This window comes from Cellulomonas sp. H30R-01, from assembly GCF_010119915.1.
Taxonomy (GTDB): Bacteria; Actinomycetota; Actinomycetes; order Actinomycetales; family Cellulomonadaceae; genus Cellulomonas; species Cellulomonas algicola.
This window is the reverse complement of sequence record NZ_CP048210.1, coordinates 1,755,487-1,772,298: the sequence shown is the minus strand read 5'-3', so window position 1 is coordinate 1,772,298 and position 16,812 is coordinate 1,755,487. Positions and strand designations below refer to the sequence as shown.

17 protein-coding genes are annotated in these 16,812 nt (G+C 72.0%); 8 read left to right on the top strand and 9 right to left on the bottom strand.

Annotated features, from left to right (window positions below):
- The first annotated feature begins 205 nt into the window (after positions 1-205).
- From coxB to GXP71_RS07820, 3 genes are read left to right on the top strand one after another with little or no spacing between them, the layout of a single operon-like run.
- A complete protein-coding gene (coxB, locus tag GXP71_RS07830; protein ID WP_162352200.1) occupies positions 206-1,099 on the top strand; it encodes a cytochrome c oxidase subunit II in 894 nt (297 codons plus the stop codon).
- Complete coding sequence (gene ctaD / locus GXP71_RS07825; RefSeq protein WP_162352199.1) at positions 1,099-2,919, top strand: cytochrome c oxidase subunit I; 1,821 nt, start codon at positions 1,099-1,101, stop codon at positions 2,917-2,919. The genes coxB and ctaD overlap by 1 nt, the downstream gene beginning before the upstream one ends.
- Entirely contained in the window at positions 2,916-3,314 is a 399-nt protein-coding gene (locus GXP71_RS07820; RefSeq protein ID WP_162352198.1) for a cytochrome c oxidase subunit 4, read from the top strand. The genes ctaD and GXP71_RS07820 overlap by 4 nt, the downstream gene beginning before the upstream one ends.
- 151 nt (positions 3,315-3,465) lie before the next feature.
- Here GXP71_RS07820 and GXP71_RS07815 read toward each other — a convergent pair whose 3' ends face one another.
- Entirely contained in the window at positions 3,466-4,239 is a 774-nt protein-coding gene (locus GXP71_RS07815) for a 2-phosphosulfolactate phosphatase (RefSeq protein WP_162352197.1), read from the bottom strand.
- 345 nt (positions 4,240-4,584) lie between these two features.
- Here GXP71_RS07815 and GXP71_RS07810 point away from each other — a divergent pair, with 345 nt between their 5' ends.
- Positions 4,585-5,175 (top strand): maleylpyruvate isomerase N-terminal domain-containing protein, encoded by a 591-nt coding sequence (locus GXP71_RS07810; RefSeq protein ID WP_162352196.1) that lies wholly within the window; start codon positions 4,585-4,587, stop codon positions 5,173-5,175.
- Positions 5,176-5,301: 126 nt separating this feature from the next.
- Here GXP71_RS07810 and GXP71_RS07805 read toward each other — a convergent pair whose 3' ends face one another.
- The 5 genes from GXP71_RS07805 to GXP71_RS07785 all read right to left on the bottom strand — a co-directional run bounded on the left by GXP71_RS07805 (position 5,302) and on the right by GXP71_RS07785 (position 10,313).
- Entirely contained in the window at positions 5,302-5,928 is a 627-nt protein-coding gene (locus GXP71_RS07805) for a superoxide dismutase (protein ID WP_162352195.1), read from the bottom strand.
- Positions 5,929-6,052: 124 nt separating this feature from the next.
- Positions 6,053-7,822 (bottom strand): cytochrome bc complex cytochrome b subunit, encoded by a 1,770-nt coding sequence (locus GXP71_RS07800; RefSeq protein ID WP_162352194.1) that lies wholly within the window; start codon positions 7,820-7,822, stop codon positions 6,053-6,055.
- Positions 7,819-8,841, bottom strand: coding sequence for a ubiquinol-cytochrome c reductase iron-sulfur subunit (locus GXP71_RS07795; RefSeq protein WP_162352193.1), 1,023 nt, complete (start codon positions 8,839-8,841; stop codon positions 7,819-7,821). Before GXP71_RS07795 ends, GXP71_RS07800 begins: the two co-directional genes overlap by 4 nt.
- Positions 8,838-9,623, bottom strand: coding sequence for a c-type cytochrome (locus GXP71_RS07790; RefSeq protein WP_124342495.1), 786 nt, complete (start codon positions 9,621-9,623; stop codon positions 8,838-8,840). Before GXP71_RS07790 ends, GXP71_RS07795 begins: the two co-directional genes overlap by 4 nt.
- A 63-nt stretch (positions 9,624-9,686) precedes the next feature.
- Positions 9,687-10,313 carry a heme-copper oxidase subunit III gene (locus GXP71_RS07785; protein ID WP_124342503.1) on the bottom strand — a complete coding sequence of 209 codons (627 nt, stop codon included), beginning with the start codon at positions 10,311-10,313 and terminating at the stop codon, positions 9,687-9,689.
- Between the two features lie 333 nt (positions 10,314-10,646).
- Between GXP71_RS07785 and GXP71_RS07780 the strand changes: the two genes are divergently transcribed.
- Both GXP71_RS07780 and trpD read left to right on the top strand, forming a co-directional pair.
- On the top strand, positions 10,647-11,081 hold the full coding sequence (locus GXP71_RS07780; protein ID WP_162352192.1) for a response regulator: 435 nt from the start codon (positions 10,647-10,649) through the stop codon (positions 11,079-11,081).
- A complete protein-coding gene (trpD, locus tag GXP71_RS07775) occupies positions 11,078-12,124 on the top strand; it encodes an anthranilate phosphoribosyltransferase (RefSeq protein WP_162352191.1) in 1,047 nt (348 codons plus the stop codon). Before GXP71_RS07780 ends, trpD begins: the two co-directional genes overlap by 4 nt.
- 87 nt (positions 12,125-12,211) lie before the next feature.
- Here trpD and GXP71_RS07770 read toward each other — a convergent pair whose 3' ends face one another.
- From GXP71_RS07770 to GXP71_RS07760, 3 genes are read right to left on the bottom strand one after another with little or no spacing between them, the layout of a single operon-like run.
- Positions 12,212-12,862: a uridine kinase gene (locus tag GXP71_RS07770; RefSeq protein ID WP_162352190.1), complete on the bottom strand. Its 651-nt coding sequence runs from the start codon at positions 12,860-12,862 to the stop codon at positions 12,212-12,214.
- A gap of 56 nt (positions 12,863-12,918) precedes the next feature.
- A complete protein-coding gene (locus tag GXP71_RS07765; RefSeq protein ID WP_124342498.1) occupies positions 12,919-13,200 on the bottom strand; it encodes an Lrp/AsnC family transcriptional regulator in 282 nt (93 codons plus the stop codon).
- A gap of 8 nt (positions 13,201-13,208) precedes the next feature.
- On the bottom strand, positions 13,209-15,059 hold the full coding sequence (locus GXP71_RS07760) for a DEDD exonuclease domain-containing protein (RefSeq protein WP_162352189.1): 1,851 nt from the start codon (positions 15,057-15,059) through the stop codon (positions 13,209-13,211).
- A 110-nt stretch (positions 15,060-15,169) separates the two neighbouring features.
- On the opposite strand from GXP71_RS07760, the gene GXP71_RS07755 reads away from it, so the two are divergent.
- Positions 15,170-16,543: an NYN domain-containing protein gene (locus tag GXP71_RS07755; protein WP_162352188.1), complete on the top strand. Its 1,374-nt coding sequence runs from the start codon at positions 15,170-15,172 to the stop codon at positions 16,541-16,543.
- A 51-nt stretch (positions 16,544-16,594) separates the two neighbouring features.
- Positions 16,595-16,810 (top strand): hypothetical protein, encoded by a 216-nt coding sequence (locus tag GXP71_RS07750; protein ID WP_162352187.1) that lies wholly within the window; start codon positions 16,595-16,597, stop codon positions 16,808-16,810.
- The last annotated feature ends 2 nt before the right edge of the window (positions 16,811-16,812 follow it).

The window sequence follows — 16,812 nt, the reverse complement described above, 5'->3', positions numbered from 1 at the left end:
TCCGCCGTGCACGGCCCCGCCGCACGTGGTGGACGTGCGCAGGAGACGTGGTGTGACGGTGCTGACACCGTGTCGTCATCCGGCGTCGCGAGGACGAAACGTCGTGGTCGGCGCGCTAGGCTGCACAGGTCGAGGACGAAGGTCCCGGGTGACGACCGCCAGCAGCGGGGTCGAGCGCTGACGGGACGTGAGTGAGAGGTCCCCCGTGCACCCGGAACACCCCCGCCGGACGCGCCGCCCGGCCCTGCTGACGGCAGGACTCGCGGCCGTCGTCGTGGTCGCCCTGAGCGGTTGCTCCGATGAGGTCCAACGCGGCTGGCTGCCCGGCTCGTCGGACGCCGAGATCACCGACCAGACCGCTCGGATCGTCAGCCTGTGGCGCGGTTCGTGGATCGCCGCCCTCATCGTCGGCCTCATCACGTGGGGCCTGATCCTGTGGTGCGTCGCGGTCTACCGGAAGCGCAAGAACGACGACGTGCTGCCCGTGCAGCTGCGCTACCACGTGCCGCTCGAGGTCATGTACGTGATCCTGCCGATCTTCATGGTCGGCGTGCTCTTCTACTACACGAACCGTGACGTCACGGCGCTGCAGGACACCTCGGCGGAGGCCGACATCCACGTGCAGGTCATCGGCAAGCAGTGGAGCTGGGACTTCAACTACCTCGACGACGACGCGTACGAGACGGGCCAGCACGCGCAGGACGTGGGCGGCAGCTCGGGCGCCCTGGCGGACCAGGTGACGCTGTACCTCCCGGTCGACGAGCGGGTCGAGTTCACGCTGGACTCGCGTGACGTCATCCACTCGTTCTGGATCCCCTCGTTCCTCTACAAGATGGACATGATCCCGGGGAAGACCAACACGTTCCAGGTGACCCCCACCGAGGAGGGCACCTACCTCGGCAAGTGCGCCGAGCTCTGCGGCGAGTACCACTCGTCGATGCTGTTCAACGTGAAGGTCGTGTCCCGCGAGGAGTTCGACGCGCACATCCAGGAGCTCAAGGACAAGGGCCAGGAGGGCTCGCTGGGGCTCGAGTACAGCCGTCTGCAGGACGTCGACAGCGTCAGCAGCAGCACCACGCAGGAAGAGAGCGACCACTGATGGCCACCGCCGTGGAGAAGATCCCCGGACTGGCGCCTTCGCGCCAGACGCTCGGGCGCACGGTGATCAAGTGGATCACCTCCACCGACCACAAGACGATCGGGTACATGTACCTGATCACGTCGTTCGTGTGGTTCGCGATCGGCGGGATCCTCGCGCTGCTCATCCGCGCCGAGCTGTTCACGCCCGGCATGGAGGTGTTCTCCTCCAAGGAGCAGTACAACCAGGCGTTCACCATGCACGGCACGATCATGCTGCTGCTGTTCGCGACGCCCCTGTTCGCCGGCTTCGCCAACGTGATCATGCCGCTGCAGATCGGCGCGCCCGACGTCGCGTTCCCGCGGCTCAACATGTTCGCGTACTGGCTGTTCTTCTTCGGCGGCCTCATCGCCGCCGCGGGCTTCCTCACGCCGCAGGGCGCCGCGTCGTTCGGCTGGTTCGCCTACGCACCGCTGTCGAACACCGTGTACTCACCCGGTGTCGGCGGTGACCTGTGGGTCTTCGGCCTCGCCCTCGGTGGTTTCGGCACCATCCTCGGTGCCGTCAACTTCATCACCACGATCGTCACCATGCGCGCGCCCGGCATGACGATGTTCCGGATGCCGATCTTCACCTGGAACACCCTGGTGACGTCGCTCCTGGTGCTCATGGCGTTCCCGCCGCTGGCCGCCGCGCTGTTCGCGCTCGGCGCCGACCGCCGCCTCGGCGCGCAGGTGTTCAACCCGGAGAACGGGGGCGCCATCCTCTGGCAGCACCTGTTCTGGTTCTTCGGGCACCCCGAGGTCTACATCATCGCGCTGCCGTTCTTCGGCATCGTCACCGAGATCCTGCCGGTCTTCAGCCGCAAGCCGATCTTCGGCTACAAGGGCCTCGTCTACGCGACCATCGCCATCGCCGCCCTGTCCGTGACCGTGTGGGCCCACCACATGTACGTCACCGGCTCGGTGCTGCTGCCGTTCTTCGCGTTCATGACGATGCTCATCGCGGTGCCGACCGGCGTGAAGTTCTTCAACTGGATCGGCACGATGTGGCGCGGCAAGCTCACGTTCGAGACGCCGATGCTCTGGACGATCGGCTTCCTCGTCACGTTCCTCTTCGGCGGCCTGACGGGCATCATCCTGTCCAGCCCGGCGCTCGACTTCCAGCTCTCCGACTCCTACTTCGTCGTGGCGCACTTCCACTACGTCGTCTTCGGCACCGTCGTGTTCGCGATGTTCGCGGGCTTCTACTTCTGGTGGCCCAAGATGACCGGCCGGATGCTCGACGAGCGGCTCGGCAAGATCCACTTCTGGCTGCTGTTCATCGGCTTCCACACGACGTTCCTCGTGCAGCACTGGCTCGGTGTCATCGGCATGCCCCGTCGGTACGCCGACTACTCGCCCGACGACGGCTTCACGTGGATGAACCAGCTCTCCACGGTCGGCGCGGCCGTGCTTGCGGCGTCCACGCTGCCGTTCCTCTGGAACGTCTACGTCACGTGGCGCAACGCGCCGAAGGTGACCGTCGACGACCCGTGGGGCTACGGCGCCTCGCTCGAGTGGGCCACGTCCTGCCCGCCGCCGCGGCACAACTTCACGTCGCTGCCGCGCATCCGCTCCGAGCGTCCCGCGTTCGACCTGCACCACCCCGAGGTCGCGGCGATGGACTACGTCGAGCCGAACCCCGGTCCGTTCGACTGGGAGGCGGACCGCCGCGGCGAGACCGAGGTCGCGGTCGACCGCGTCGTCGAGGGCAAGGGTGAGCCCGAGCAGTCGTCCACGACGATCGTCGAGGACCGTCCCCAGGACCGTCCCGGCAGCGACAAGGAGGGTGACCGGTGAGGTTCGAGGCGAGGCTCTTCCTCTACGGGCTGCTGTTCTTCATCCCGGTCGGCCTGATCTACGCGCTGTGGAGCGACGGCGAGCCCGTCGGCACGGTCGGCATCCCGCTCGTCGGCGGCCTCGTCGGCATGATCGGTGCCTACTTCGCCCTCCTCGCGCGGCGCATCGACGCCCGCCCCGAGGACGACGAGTTCGGCGAGATCGAGCAGGGCGCCGGCGACCAGGGCGTGTTCAGCCCGTGGAGCTGGTGGCCGCTGGTCATCGGCGCCGCGGCGGCCGTCCTGTTCCTCGGCCTCGCGATCGGCTTCTGGGTCGCGATCATCGGCGCGATCCTCGGCGTCATCGGCCTGGTCGGCTGGGTGTTCGAGTTCTCCCGCGGACAGCACGCGCACTGACGGTCCCTGACCGCACGACGGCCCCTTCGGTCCTCGCCCTGAGCGACCGCGGGGGCCGTCGCACGTCCGCTCGCCCGGTGGGGGCATCACCTCGGCCTGTCAGGTCGAGCCCGCACGTCCGCCCGCCCGGTCGGGGACGGGCGTCCGGCGGTCACACCGCGCAGCGCGCGACGTCGACGTACGCACCGTCGCGCAGCAGCGGCACCGCGGTACTCGCGCCGACCTCGGCCGCGACCTCCACGTCCGAGGCGAACCCGCCGTCCACCAGCTCGACCCCGGTGCGGGAGCGCCGCAACGCCCGCTCCGGCCTGCTCGCGACCTCCTGCCAGGCGCTGCATGCCGCAGCCGCCCGATCGGTCAGACGCACCGCGTGCGCCTGAGAGAGCGCCTCCAATACCGCGCCGGCACCCCAGACGTCCTCCGGGGCCTGACGCACCGTGCCGTCCGCGCGACGCTCGCCGGCGGCGACGAGGGCGAGTCGGAGCGGCCTCCGGCGTGGCGTCGCGCGCGCCATGACCCATGACGCCACGGCCGCGGCGTTCCGGAGCGACGCCGCGAGCACAGCTCGCGACCCGTCGTCGATCACCCGGCTCAGCGTCGAGCCGTTGGGCGACGGCAGCACCAGGCGTGCGAGGGACGGCGCTGCGCGCACCGACGCGGGCGAGAGCGACACGTCGCCGGCTGCGGCCTGCGCGCGGCTGACGGCGAGCACGGCGTCGTGCTCCTGGGCGAAACGCCGCGCCTGCTCGTCGTACGCGGGGGAGGGCAGGACGACCGCGCCGCGGTCGGCCGCCACGGAGACCGTCGTGGTGAACGAGAGCACGTCGACGACCACCGCGACGTCCACGTCGTCGCCCAACGACGCGGCACCGGCGGGTCCCCACACGAGGCGCACGTCGAGAAGGGGCTCGTCGTCGGAAGGCATCCGACCTTCCTACCACCAGGCCGCCGACGTGAACCATGACGGGCGCTGGGGGGCCGTGCCTGCGACGGTGATGAGGACGAAGGTGGCACCCGTGAGTGGACGGGGAGACGACGAGGGCCGCCGCCCCTCGTCCGTGGCTCAGCAGGGTGCGCCCGACGAAGGTGCCGATGCACAGGTCCGGTTCGCCCCCAGACGGGGAGAACTCTGGCAAGTTGTCCGGGGTGACCGGAGACGAGCGGGATCGGCCGTGGGCATGAGCGCCGAGCTGGACGGGTCTTGCGGGCGTGCGGGCCCGGGACGGGGGCGCGAGAGATCGCGGCAGACCGGCGTCGCGGCGGTCATCCGATGAAGCCGACCGCGACCATCGACGCGTGCCGTGCGAGCCACCGGCTTCTGCTCGACGCGCTCGAACCGCTCACGGACGACCAGTTCCGTGCGCCCAGCCTGCTGCCGCGCTTCTCCCGGGGCCACGTCGTCACGCACATCGCGAACAAGGCCCGGGCCCACGTGGGGATATTCGAGGGTGCCGCGCTGGGGAAGGTCCGTCGTGTCCACCCGGACGGGTACGACGCGGACGAGGCGGCGGACGCGGGCGCGGGTCGCCCGGCCGCCGTCCTCCGCGCCGACCTGGCCGACTCCCTCCTGCGTCTCGAGGCCGCGTGGGCCGCTCTGGACGACACGCACTGGGACCGGCAGGGGATCATGGTCGCCGGACCGCGGACGATGGTGGAGATCATCGGCCACCACCTGCGCAACGTCGAGGTCCACCACGTGGATCTGGACATCGGTCACCACCCGTCCGACTGGCCCGCGATCCTCGTCGAGAACGAGCTGCCCAAGCGCCTCCAGGCGCTGCCCGACCGCGCTGGTCACGCCGCCCTCCTCGCGTGGCTCATCGGCCGGGGACCCGCACCCGAGCTGCACGGACCGTGGTGAGCGCGCACGTCGCATCGCTCCCAGGGCGGTCCGTGCCGTCGTCGGTCCGTCCGCTCCGACGCCACGAGGGCCGCCTGCTCCCCCGAGGGAGCAGGCGGCCCTCATGAGGGACGTGCGCGCCGGTCGTCAGACCGGGACGATCAGCCCGGCGGTCTGGGTGCGGGCGCGGTCGAAGCGCGCGGCCGCGTCGGCCCAGTTGACGATGTTCCACCACGCCTTGACGTAGTCCGCCTTGACGTTGACGTAGTCGAGGTAGAACGCGTGCTCCCACATGTCGAGCACGACAACCGGCACCAGGCCGAGGGCGATGTTGCTCTGCTGGTCGTACAGCTGCACGATCACGAGCTTCTCGCCGATGGAGTCCCACGCGAGGATCGACCAGCCGGAGCCCTGGATGCCGATCGCGTTCGCGGCGAAGTGCTTCTGGAACGCCTCGAACGAGCCGAAGAACTCGTCGATCGCGGCCGCGAGCTCGCCGGTGGGCTTGTCGCCGCCCTCGGGGGAGAGGTTCTGCCAGAACACGGAGTGGTTCACGTGACCGCCGAGGTTGAACGCGAGGTTCTTCTCGTGCAGGTTGACGGCGGCCAGGTCGTCCGCCTCGCGGGCGGCGGCGAGCTTCTCGAGGGCCGTGTTGGCACCGGTGACGTAGGCCGCGTGGTGCTTGTCGTGGTGCAGCTCCATGATCCGGCCGGAGATGTGCGGCTCGAGGGCTGCGTAGTCGTACGGCAGGTCCGGAAGCGTGTAGTCAGCCATGCGTGAGTACCTCTCCTGCGTCGGTGCGCGACCGTTCTGGTACGGCCGGGCGGGGTACGAAACGGATCGGGCGGCCCGCCGTTACGGCGAGCCGCCCGACTCCACGGTCAACTCTGGTCCCGGATCAGCGATTCCGCGTCTCGGGGGACGTCTCGTCCTGCGGGTCGACGAGGTGCTGGCCACCACCGGTGCGCCCGGACGCTCCGGCGAGCTCCGGGGTGCCGTGCGCCTCGGGGGCCGCCTCGACCTCGCCGTGGTGCCCGTGCGCCGCGTGGGCGGCCTCGAGCTCGGCGGGCGTCACCGGCTCGACGCGGTCCTCGTAGAAGACCTGCGAGAGCCGCTGGCGGATCGTGTCGCGGCGGTAGCCCTTGCGGCGCACGCCGCGCGAGTCCTCGGCCGGCTCGATCTCGAGCGGACGGATGGCCTCGTGCTGCACGCGCAGCCAGCGCTCGTGCGCGTCGAGAGGCTTGTGCACCTCGATGTACTCGCCGCTCGCGAACCGCACGATGCGACCCGTCTCGTGCCCGTGCAGGACCAGCTCGCGGTCCTTGCGCTGCAGGCCGAGGCAGATGCGCTTGGTGATCCAGAACGCGAACCAGGGGCCGACGAACAGCAGCACGCGGAAGACCCACGTGATGTCGTTGATCGACAGGTGGAAGTGCGTCGCGATGAGGTCGTTCGAGCCCGCGAGCACGAGGATGAAGAACGCGGTCAGCAGCGAGACGCCGAACGCGGTGCGGAACGGGCGGTTGCGCGGGCGGTCGAGCACGTGGTGCTCGCGCTTGTCGCCGGTCGCGAACGCCTCGATGAAGGGGTACAGCGCCAGCAGCGTGAACAGGATCCCCGGCACCACCATCGCCGGGATGATGACGTTGAGGCTGACCGTGTACTGCCCGAGGACGAACTCGGCCTGTCCTGGCATGAGTCGGAGCGACCCTTCCAGGAACAGCATGTACCAGTCGGGCTGGGCTCCTGCGGACACCGGTGACGGGTCGTACGGGCCGTAGTTCCACACCGGGTTGATCGACATCGTCGCGCCCATGAGGGCGATGACGCCGAACACGACGAAGAGGTTGAACAGCAGCTTGCCCGCGTACACCGGGAGCGCGGGGTAGCCGACGACGTTGTTGTTCGTGCGGCCCGAGCCCGGGTACTGCGTGTGCTTGTGCATGACCATGAGCACGAGGTGCAGGCCGATGAGCGCGAGGATCAGCGCGGGCACCAGCAGGACGTGCACGGTGAAGAGGCGCGGGATCAGGTCGGTCCCGGGGAACTCGCCGCCGAACACGAAGTACGACATGTAGCTGCCGATGATCGGGATCGCCTTGATGACGCCGTCCGTGATCCGCAGGCCGTTGCCGGACAGGACGTCGTCCGGGAGCGAGTAGCCCGAGAAGCCCGCGGCCAGGCCGAGGATCAGCAGGACGAAGCCGACGACCCAGTTGATCTCACGCGGCTTGCGGAACGCGCCGGTGAAGAACACGCGCATCATGTGCGTGACGATCGCGGCCATGAAGATCAGGGCCGCCCAGTGGTGGATCTGCCGCATGAGCAGACCGCCGCGCACCTCGAACGACAGGCGCAGCGTCGAGGCGAACGCCTCGGACATCTCGACGCCGTTCATCGACGCCCACGGGCCCTCGTAGTGCGTCTCGCCCATGCTCGGGACGAAGAACAGCGTGAGGAAGACGCCCGAGATGAGCAGCGTCACGAAGCTGTACAGCGCGATCTCGCCCAGGAAGAACGACCAGTGGTCGGGGAAGACCTTCCGGGCGAAGAACTTGACCGCGTGGCCGAGGCCGGTCCGCTGGTCGAGGTAGTCGGCGGTCGCGCCGACGGCCCGCGCACCCGCCGACGGCGGGGTCGTGGCCTTGGAGGTGGTCGTGGTCGTCACGTCAGGCGCTCCCAGAAGCTCGGACCGACGGGCTGGTGGAAGTCGCTCTGAGCGATCAGGTAGCCCTCGTCGTCCACGGTGATCGGCAGCTGCGGCAGCGGTCGCTTCGCGGGACCGAAGACGACCTTCGCGCTGTCAGCGACGTCGAACGTCGACTGGTGGCACGGGCACAGCAGGTGGTGGGTCTGCTGCTCGTAGAGAGCGACGGGGCAGCCCACGTGGGTGCAGATCTTCGAGTAGGCGACGATGCCGTCGTACGACCAGCCCTCGCCCTGCTCGGACACGATGTCCCGAGGGTCGAGCCGGATCGCGAGGACGACCGCCTTCGCCTTCTCGTCGAGCGGGTGCTCGGCCTCGTCGAGGTCGGCCGGCTGGACGTGCGCGACCGATCCGATGGTGAGGTCCGAGGCCTTGATGGGGCGACCGGTGGGGTCGTACGCGAGCCGCGTGCCCTTGCGCCACATCGTGTGCTTGAACTTGCGGACGTTCCAGTCCTCGCCGACGTTGCCGACGATGGGCAGGACGATCGCGAGCGGGAAGAGCGCGATCGCCGTGACGGCCGCGCCGATGATCGCGCCGCGGCGCGTGAGACCGGAGTCCTCGGCGCCGTCCTTGAGCATCTGGACCGCGATCTCGCGCGTCGCGTCGTCGGTGCGCTGCGGGTGGCGCTCCTCGACGTACTCGCGGTTGCTCATCAGCACCTTGATGTAGTGGCTGCCGCCGATGCCGATGCCCAGGAGAGAGATCGCGAGGCCGAGGCCCAGCGCGAGGTTCGAGGTGCGCATCGACTCGGGCGTCTCGCCCGGGGGGAGCGCGAAGTACGCGACGATGAAGCCGATCGTGGCCAGGATCGACAGCGTGAACAGCAGGAGGACCTGCCGCTCGACGCGCTTGGTCGCGCGCGGGTCGATGTCCGCCTGACGGTGGACGTGCTCGTGGACGCCCGGGTCCTCGAAGCGCTGGGGAGCGTCGTCCGCGCCGCGGACGTCCAGCTCGGTGTGGGGGTCGTGCGTGCTCACGAGGACTTGGCTCCGATCCAGACCGACAAACCGATGAGCAGGCCGAGTCCGACGACCCACGCCCAGAGGCCCTCGCTGACCGGGCCGAGCGAGCCGAGGTCGAGGCCACCGGGGGAGACGTCGCCCTGCTCGTTGATGAAGGCGATGATGTCGCGCTTCTCCTCGGGCGTGATGGTCGCGTCGTTGAACACGGGCATCGACTGCGGGCCCGTCTGCATCGCCTCGTAGAGGTGACGCGGCGAGGTCTCCCAGAGGTTGGGCGCGAACTTGCCCTGCGACAGCGCGCCGCCCGCGCCGACCGCGTTGTGGCACATGGCGCAGTTCGTGCGGAACAGGGCCATGCCGTTGGCGACGTCGCCCTGCGCGGGGTCGACCATGTCGTCCGTGGGGATCGCGGGACCGGCGCCCAGCGACGCGACGTACGCGGCGAGCTGCTCGATCTGCTCGTCGTCGAACTGCACCGGCTTGGCCTGCGCCTGCGGGCCGTTCATCTGCATGGGCATGCGGCCCGTGCCGACCTGGAAGTCGACGGCCGCGGCGCCCACGCCGATGAGCGACGGCGCGTCCTCGGTGCCGCCCGCCGAGGGACCGTGGCACGTGGCGCAGTTGGCCTGGAACAGCTTCTCACCGGTGGCGACGTCGTCGGCCGTGGCCGTCTTGGGCGCGGCGTCCGCGGACGTCGGGGCCAGGACGGCGTACAGGCCGCCGGTGAGCAGCAGCGCCAGCAGGAGCAGCACGATCGGCGCACGCCGATCGTGCCTGCGGGCTGCGAGTGCCTTCACGGATCGATCCTCGTCTCGCACGTGGGGGATGGGGGACTGGGTGGCGGGGCGAGCCGCCGGACGTCAGCGGATCAGGTAGATGACCGCGAACAGCGCGATCCACACGACGTCGACGAAGTGCCAGTAGTACGACGTCACGATCGCGGTGGTCGCCTCGTGGTGGCCGAAGCGCTTCGCCGCGAACGACCGACCGAGCAGGAAGAGGAAGGCGATGAGACCGCCCACGACGTGCAGGCCGTGGAAGCCGGTCGTCAGGTAGAACACCGAGCCGTAAGGGCTCGACGAGATCGTCAGGCCCTCGTGGACGAGCTCCGCGTACTCGAACACCTGGCCGCCGATGAAGAAGGCGCCCATGAGGTACGTGAGCACCATCCACTCGTTCATGCCCCAGCGGTTCACCTGGAGCAGCGAGCCCGTGCGGACGGGCTGGAACCGCTCGGCGGCCCACACGCCCATCTGGCACGTCACGGACGACAGCACCAGCACCGAGGTGTTGATGAAGGCGAAGGTCAGGTTGAGCTTCTCGGTCTGCGTCGCCCACTCGTCGGGCACCGCTGCCCGGAGCGTGAAGTACATGGCGAAGAGGCCGGCGAAGAACATGAGCTCGCTGGCGAGCCACACGATCGTCCCCACCGACACCGGGTTGGGTCGGTTGACGCTCACGTGAGGCGCGGTGCGAGGGGCAGCCATGGCGGTCGACACGTCGTCATTATGGCTGATCGCCGCTGTGCATGGGTCATTGGGCCTACCTCGTGCCGCGCGGTATATGTCACACCGTCACGATCCTCGGGGCGTCGCACGTGGTCAGGGGAGCGAGAGTCGCGCGTCAACACGCGGAACTCGTCGCGCGGCTGCGGACGGCACGCCGTCTCACGCGCGCGTCCGCGGGTCCCGCGGCGTGCGGGCGGCCCGGCGACTCGTGCTAGGGCTCGCCCGGCACGACCCGCGACGATGGCCCGGCGAGCAGCTCGGTCGTGCCAAGATGCCCCTCGGACGCACGTCGACGACGAGTGAGGGACGACCATGAGCACGGCCCAGCCCGACCACGCACAGACCGCCGCCGCCCCGGGACCCCGGGTCGTCCTCTACAGCGACGACGTCGACACGCGCGCCGAGGTGCGGCTCGCCGTCGGTCGCCGGCTGGGCCGGGGCGAGCCCGACATCGACTGGGTCGAGGTCGCGACGGCCGACGCCGTCATCACGACCACCGAGGCCGGCGGGATCGACCTGCTCGTGCTCGACGGCGAGGCGGACAAGGTCGGCGGCATGGGCCTCGGGCGCCAGCTCAAGGACGAGATCTACCGGTGCCCGCCGGTGCTGCTGCTCACCGGGCGCCCGCAGGACGCGTGGCTCGCGTCGTGGTCGCACGCCGACGCGGTCGTCAGCCGCCCGCTCGACCCCGAGCAGCTGCACGACGCCGTCGCGTCGCTCGTCGGCCGACGGACGCTCGCCGGATGAGCAGCGCGCGCACCTGGTCCGACCTCTTCGCGACCCTCGTCCGACGCGACGACCTGACGCGCGAGCAGGCGTCGTGGGCCATGGACGAGATCATGCGCGGCGAGGCCGACCCCGCGCGCGTCGCCGCGTTCCTCGTGGTGCTCCGCGCCAAGGGGGAGACCGTCGACGAGCTGCGCGGCCTCGCGGACCAGATGCTCGAGCACGCGATCCGCATCGAGGTCCCCGGCCGGACCGTCGACATCGTCGGGACCGGCGGCGACCGTGCGCACACCGTCAACATCTCCACCATGTCGGCGCTCGTCGTCGCGGGGACCGGCCTGCGCGTGGTGAAGCACGGCAACCGCGCCGCGTCGTCGTCGTCCGGGTCCGCGGACGTGCTCGAGGTCCTCGGCATCCGGCTCGACCACGAGCCCCGGCGTGTCGCGGAGATCGCCCTCGAGGCGGGCATCACGTTCTGCTTCGCGGGCCGCTTCCACCCGGCGATGCGCCATGCGGCCGCCGCCCGCAGCGCGCTCGGCATCGGCACCGTCTTCAACTTTCTCGGCCCGCTGTCGAACCCCGCGCAGCCCGCGGCGTCGGCGATCGGCGTCGCCGACGAGCGCATGGCGCCGCTCATCGCGGGGGTCTTCGCCGACCGCGGCAAGGACGCCGTCGTGTTCCGCGGCGAGGACGGCCTCGACGAGATCGCGGCCACCGGGACCACCCGCGTGTGGGAGGTCCGGTCCGGCCAGGTCGACGAGCACCTGGTCGACTGGGCGCGCGACCTCGGGCAGGCGCACGTCGACCTCGAGGACCTCCGCGGCGCCGACGCGGCGCACAACGCCGAGGTCGCGCGTCGCCTCCTCGCGGGCGAGCCCGGGGCCGTGCGCGACACCGTCGTGCTCAACAGCGCCGCCGCGCTCGTCGCGGACGGCACCCTCCCGGGGATCGGTGCGGGCTCGCTGCTCGAGCGGCTCGACCGTGCGACGGCGATCGCGCGGGAGTCGATCGACAGCGGCGCGGCGGCCGCGGCGCTCGAGAGGTGGCGCGCCGCCAGCGCCTGACGAGGTCGCGCGGCGCAGCCGGCGGCACGATCGCGTCGGGTGAGGACGCCGGGGCCCGACCTCCGCGTCGTGCCAGCGCTCGTCCTGTCAGACGACGTCGGCCGCGGCGTGGGCGTCGCGCGGGTCGATGACGTGCGGCGAGTCGAGATCCGACGTGTCGACGACCACGCACGCCCGCTCCCACGGCCGCGACGCCGCGAGGTACAGCCGCTGCGCACCGGAGTAGCGAGCGAGGAGGCGTCGAGCCTCGTCGCCGGCGAGCCCGTCGCGCAGCGCCATCCGTGCCCCCGCGACGTCGAGCGGCACGTCCAGGTAGACCGACCAGTCCCACAGGCCGACCAGCTCGTCGCGGTGCAGGAAGGTGCCGTCCACGAGCACGAGCGCGTCGAGCGCAGCCTGCAGCCGGTCGGGCCGCGATGCCCGGTCGGGGGCGCCGCCGACCGCGGTCGTGCGGACGAGGCCGTCGCCGCCCGGGCGCAACGGTGCGAGCGCGTCCGTGGTGAACGCGGCGTAGTCGTAGGCGTCGAGCCAGAACCCCTCGGGCGAGTGGCGCCCGCGGGCGTGGCGGACGTGCGGGGGGTGGAGGAAGTCGTCGGCGTGCAGGACGATCACGGGCCGGCCGGTCACGCGTGCGGCCAGCAGGGCCGTGACGGTGCTCTTCCCGCTGGCGCCCGGACCGTCGACCGCGACGACGGCGCGACGGTCGGCGGGCGCCTCCGCGAGGAGCCGGCCGAGCACGAGCGGGAGATCGCCCGGAAGGGGCGGAGGGGACGCGTGCGCCAACGCCGGTGCGGTCAGTCCTCGAGGCCGAGGGCGAACGCGGTCTCGAGGTCGTGCTGGCTGTACGTGCGGAACGCGATGTAGGTCTGCGTCCGGACGACACCGTCGACCTTGCCGACCTTGTCGGCGATGACGTCGGCGAGCGCCTCGTGCTCGCGGACCCGCACGACGGCGATGAGGTCGACGTCGCCGGTGACGGAGTAGACCTCGCTGACCCCGCGGAGGTCGGCGATGGCGGTGGCGACCTCGGGGACCTTCGCGGCGTCGGCGTCGATGAGCACGATGGCGGTCAGCATGTCGCCCATCATGCCGTGCTGGGCGCGGGGGCGACGAGCGACAGGTGCGGCCGGTGCGTCGTGCCGCCGCCCTGGGCACCGGCGGGGTCGACCTGCACGTGCCGCGCGGCGTCGGCGACGGCCGCGGCCGGGTCGACGACGGCGACGGCGCTGCGCGCGGGCATCGACCACCCGCCGACGACCTCGACGAGCCGGACGCCGGGCTTGTCGAGCCAGGCGAGCAGGAGGTCGGTCTCCTCGGGGTGCGCGGCGGGGGCGGGCGACGGCGGCGCGGCGACGTGCTCACCGCTGGCCTGCAGCGCGGTGACGACGGGTCGCGGGTCGGTGCGCCGGTCGACGCGTGCGGTCCCCGCGAGCCGTCCGTGCCGGACGAGGACGAGCTCCCAGCCGCCGTCGTCGGTGCGTCGTGCGGCGACCAGCTCGGGGCAGCGGGACAGCGGTGCGACGCGCTGCGCCCGCGAGGCGCCGCGCAGGTACGCCGCGAGGCGGTCGCGTACGGTCGCGGCCTCCTCGAAGCGCTCCTGGCGGACGAGCCAGGTGATGCGCTCGGCGTGCGCGGCGACGACCTCGCTCGGGTCGGACGCCATGGCTGTGCGGACGCGCTCGACGACGGCGGCGTACGCGTCGACGGACTGCTGACCGAGGCACGGCGCACCGCAGCGCCCGAGCTCGGCGAGCACGCACGCCGTCGCGCCGGCGGGCGCGACGAGGGGCAGGCGGCGGGTGCACTGGCGGACCGGGAAGGACTCGTGCAGCGCGTCGAGCGCGAGCTGCGCGGAGGCGCTCGACGAGAACGGCCCGATGTACGCGGCGCCGTCCTCGTCGCGGACGTCGCGCACCACCGACAGCCGTGGGTACGGCTCGCTCGTGAGCCGTACCCACGGCATGCGCTCGGGGAAGCGTGAGCGGCGGTTGTACCGCGGTGAGTGCTCGGCGATGAGGCGCAGCTCGCGGACGCGAGCCTCGAGCGGCGTCGCGCACACGACGGGGTCGACGCGGTGCGCGATGCGCACCATCTCGGTGATGCGCTGCCGCTTCTCGGCGGACGTGAAGTAGCTGCGGACCCGGGTGCGCAGCGACGTCGTCGAGGTCCCGACGTACAGGACCTCCTCGTGCGGGCCGCGGAACAGGTAGACGCCGGGTGCGTCGGGCAGGCCGTCGGCGAGCGTGCGCTTGCGACGCACGTCCGCGGGCACCGGGTCGGTCGCGGTGGCGAGGTCCTCGAGGTGCGTGACGCCCAGCGGACCGAGGCGGCCGAGGAGCGCGTGCAGGACGTCGACCGTGGCGCGCGCGTCGGACAGCGCCCGGTGGTTCGGGGTCACGCTCGCGCCGAACAGCGCGGCGAGCGACGACAGCTTGTGGTTGGGAACCTCGTCGCGCGTGACCGCCCGCCGGGCGAGCCGCACGGTGTCGAGGACCTTGTTCCCGGGCCACGCGTGGCCCGTCCGGGCCGCGGCGGCCTTGAGGAAGCCGATGTCGAAGGGGGCGTTGTGCGCGACCAGCACGGAGTCCCGCGCGAACTCGAGGAAGCTCGGCAGCACGGTCTCGATCCGCGGGGCGCCCACGAGCATCGCGGTCGTGATGCCGGTGAGGACCTGGATGTACGGCGGCACGGGTCCGCCGGGGTCGACGAGCGTCTGGAACTCGCCGAGCACCTCGCCGCCGCGGACCTTGACCGCGCCGATCTCGGTGATCTCGCAGTCCGCGGGCGTGCCGCCCGTCGTCTCGAGGTCGACGACGACGAACGTGACGTCCGACAACGGGGTGCCGACGTCGTCGAGCGTGAGCTGCACCGGTGCCGCGCCGGGCGCCGGGGACGCGTCGGCCCAGACGGGGCGCAGACGGCGGTCGGGCGACATGCGACGGACCGTACCCAGGCCCTCCGACAGCCCGACGCACCCCGTGGTCGGTGCGGCGCGTCGGACGAGCGGCGGTCGAGGCGAGGTCGCCCGGGACCTAGGGTGCTGCCATGAGCGGCGCCGGAGCACCTGAGGAGCCGCCGGCGCGAGCGCAGGACCTGCGCACCGGCGAGGTGCCGGCGGACGTGCGGGCGGCCCTCGTGCAGGTCGCGGCCGAGGTGCTCGGCGCACTCGACGGCCCCGACGTGCCGACGACGCTGCGGGCGGTCCGTCAGTTCGCGCCCCGGCGCCGCGCGTCGGCGGGTGCAGGGCCGCTGTGGTTGGCCCTCCAGGACGACGGCTTCCGGGCCCGGGTGGCGCGTGCGTGGGCGACGGACCACCCGGACCTCGCACGTGCCCTCGCCGGCGGCACCGGCACCGACGCCGCCGACGACACCGACGACACCGACGACACCGACGACGGTGCGGGTGCCGCGGGTGCGGTTGGCGCGTCCCCCGGCACGTCCGCCGCGGTCGGCGCGTGGCTGCTCGGGCACGACTGGAGGTCGTTCCTGCCGACCACCGACGCGCGGCCGTCGCAGGAGGTCGCGCGGCTCACGGAGCGGCTCGGCCGCAGCGAGGCCGAGGTCGAGCGGCTGCGCGACGACCTGACCGGCGCGCGCCGTGAGGCCGCCGACGCCCGGGACGCGCTCGCCGCCCTGCAGCGCGAGCTGCGTCGGCTCCGCTCGGACGCGGACCGGGCGCGCAGCGAGGGGCGTCGTCAGGCCGACGAGGCTGCGGCCGCGCTGGCACGCGCCGAGGAGGCGCGCGCGGGGGCGGCGGACGACGCGCGGGCGGCCGCCGACGACCTGCGAGCGGCCCAGGCGGAGCGCACGGCCGCCCGGGCCGAGCTGCGCTCCGCGCGCAAGCTCGCCGACGCCCGCGTCCGCCTCCTGCTCGACACCATCGTCGACGCCGCGACCGGCCTGCGGCACGAGCTCGCGCTGCCGCCCGCGGCGGACCTGCCCGCGGACCTCGTCGCGCCCGACCAGACCCGCCCCGCGCCGCGGACGGGGTCGCGCGGCCGGTCGGCCGACGACCCGGCGCTGCTGGACGAGCTGCTGCGGCAGCCGTGGGCGCACGTGCTCGTCGACGGCTACAACGTCACGAAGACCGGGTACGGGGAGCTGACGCTCACGGACCAGCGCCGACGGCTCGTGGAGGGCCTCGCGCGCGTCGCGGCGGGCACGGGGGCGGAGGTGACGTGCTGCTTCGACGGCCAGCCGGGCCAGGCGCCCCCGACGGTCCAGGCGCGCGGGGTCCGTGTGCTGTTCTCGGTCGGGGAGATCGCCGACGACCTCATCCGCCGGCTGGTGGCCGCCGAGCCGCCGGGACGCGTCCTCGTGGTCGTGACGAGCGACCAGGCGGTCGCGCGCGACGTCGAGGCCCGGGGCGCGTGGGTCGTGCCGTCGACGACGCTGCTGGCTCGCCTCCAGCACCTGTGACCCGACGCGCGACGCGGGGGAGTGTCGGACGTCGTCCGTAGCGTCCGCCGCATGATCATCGACTGCGACTCCTGCGCGGTCCGCGGCAGGGACTGCGCCGACTGCGTCGTCACGTTCCTCACGATCCCCGTCCGCCGGGCGGCGGTCGTGCCGGCGGGCGGACGCACCGCAGGGGCGGTCGAGCTCGACGCCGCGGAACGGCACGCGATCGGCGTGCTGGCGGCGTCGGGGCTCGTCCCGCCCCTGCGGCTGGTGGAGGCCGGGTGACC

Bases quoted from the DNA above. Each gene is read 5' to 3' on its own strand.
- ctaD (WP_162352199.1), top strand. From the start codon at position 1,099: ATGGCCACCGCCGTGGAGAAGATCCCCGGACTGGCGCCTTCGCGCCAG.
- GXP71_RS07815 (WP_162352197.1), bottom strand. From the start codon at position 4,239: ATGCCTTCCGACGACGAGCCCCTTCTCGACGTGCGCCTCGTGTGGGGA.
- GXP71_RS07810 (WP_162352196.1), top strand. From the start codon at position 4,585: ATGAAGCCGACCGCGACCATCGACGCGTGCCGTGCGAGCCACCGGCTT.
- GXP71_RS07805 (WP_162352195.1), bottom strand. From the start codon at position 5,928: ATGGCTGACTACACGCTTCCGGACCTGCCGTACGACTACGCAGCCCTC.
- GXP71_RS07785 (WP_124342503.1), bottom strand. From the start codon at position 10,313: ATGGCTGCCCCTCGCACCGCGCCTCACGTGAGCGTCAACCGACCCAAC.
- GXP71_RS07780 (WP_162352192.1), top strand. From the start codon at position 10,647: ATGAGCACGGCCCAGCCCGACCACGCACAGACCGCCGCCGCCCCGGGA.
- trpD (WP_162352191.1), top strand. From the start codon at position 11,078: ATGAGCAGCGCGCGCACCTGGTCCGACCTCTTCGCGACCCTCGTCCGA.
- GXP71_RS07765 (WP_124342498.1), bottom strand. From the start codon at position 13,200: ATGCTGACCGCCATCGTGCTCATCGACGCCGACGCCGCGAAGGTCCCC.
- GXP71_RS07760 (WP_162352189.1), bottom strand. From the start codon at position 15,059: ATGTCGCCCGACCGCCGTCTGCGCCCCGTCTGGGCCGACGCGTCCCCG.
- GXP71_RS07755 (WP_162352188.1), top strand. From the start codon at position 15,170: ATGAGCGGCGCCGGAGCACCTGAGGAGCCGCCGGCGCGAGCGCAGGAC.
- GXP71_RS07750 (WP_162352187.1), top strand. From the start codon at position 16,595: ATGATCATCGACTGCGACTCCTGCGCGGTCCGCGGCAGGGACTGCGCC.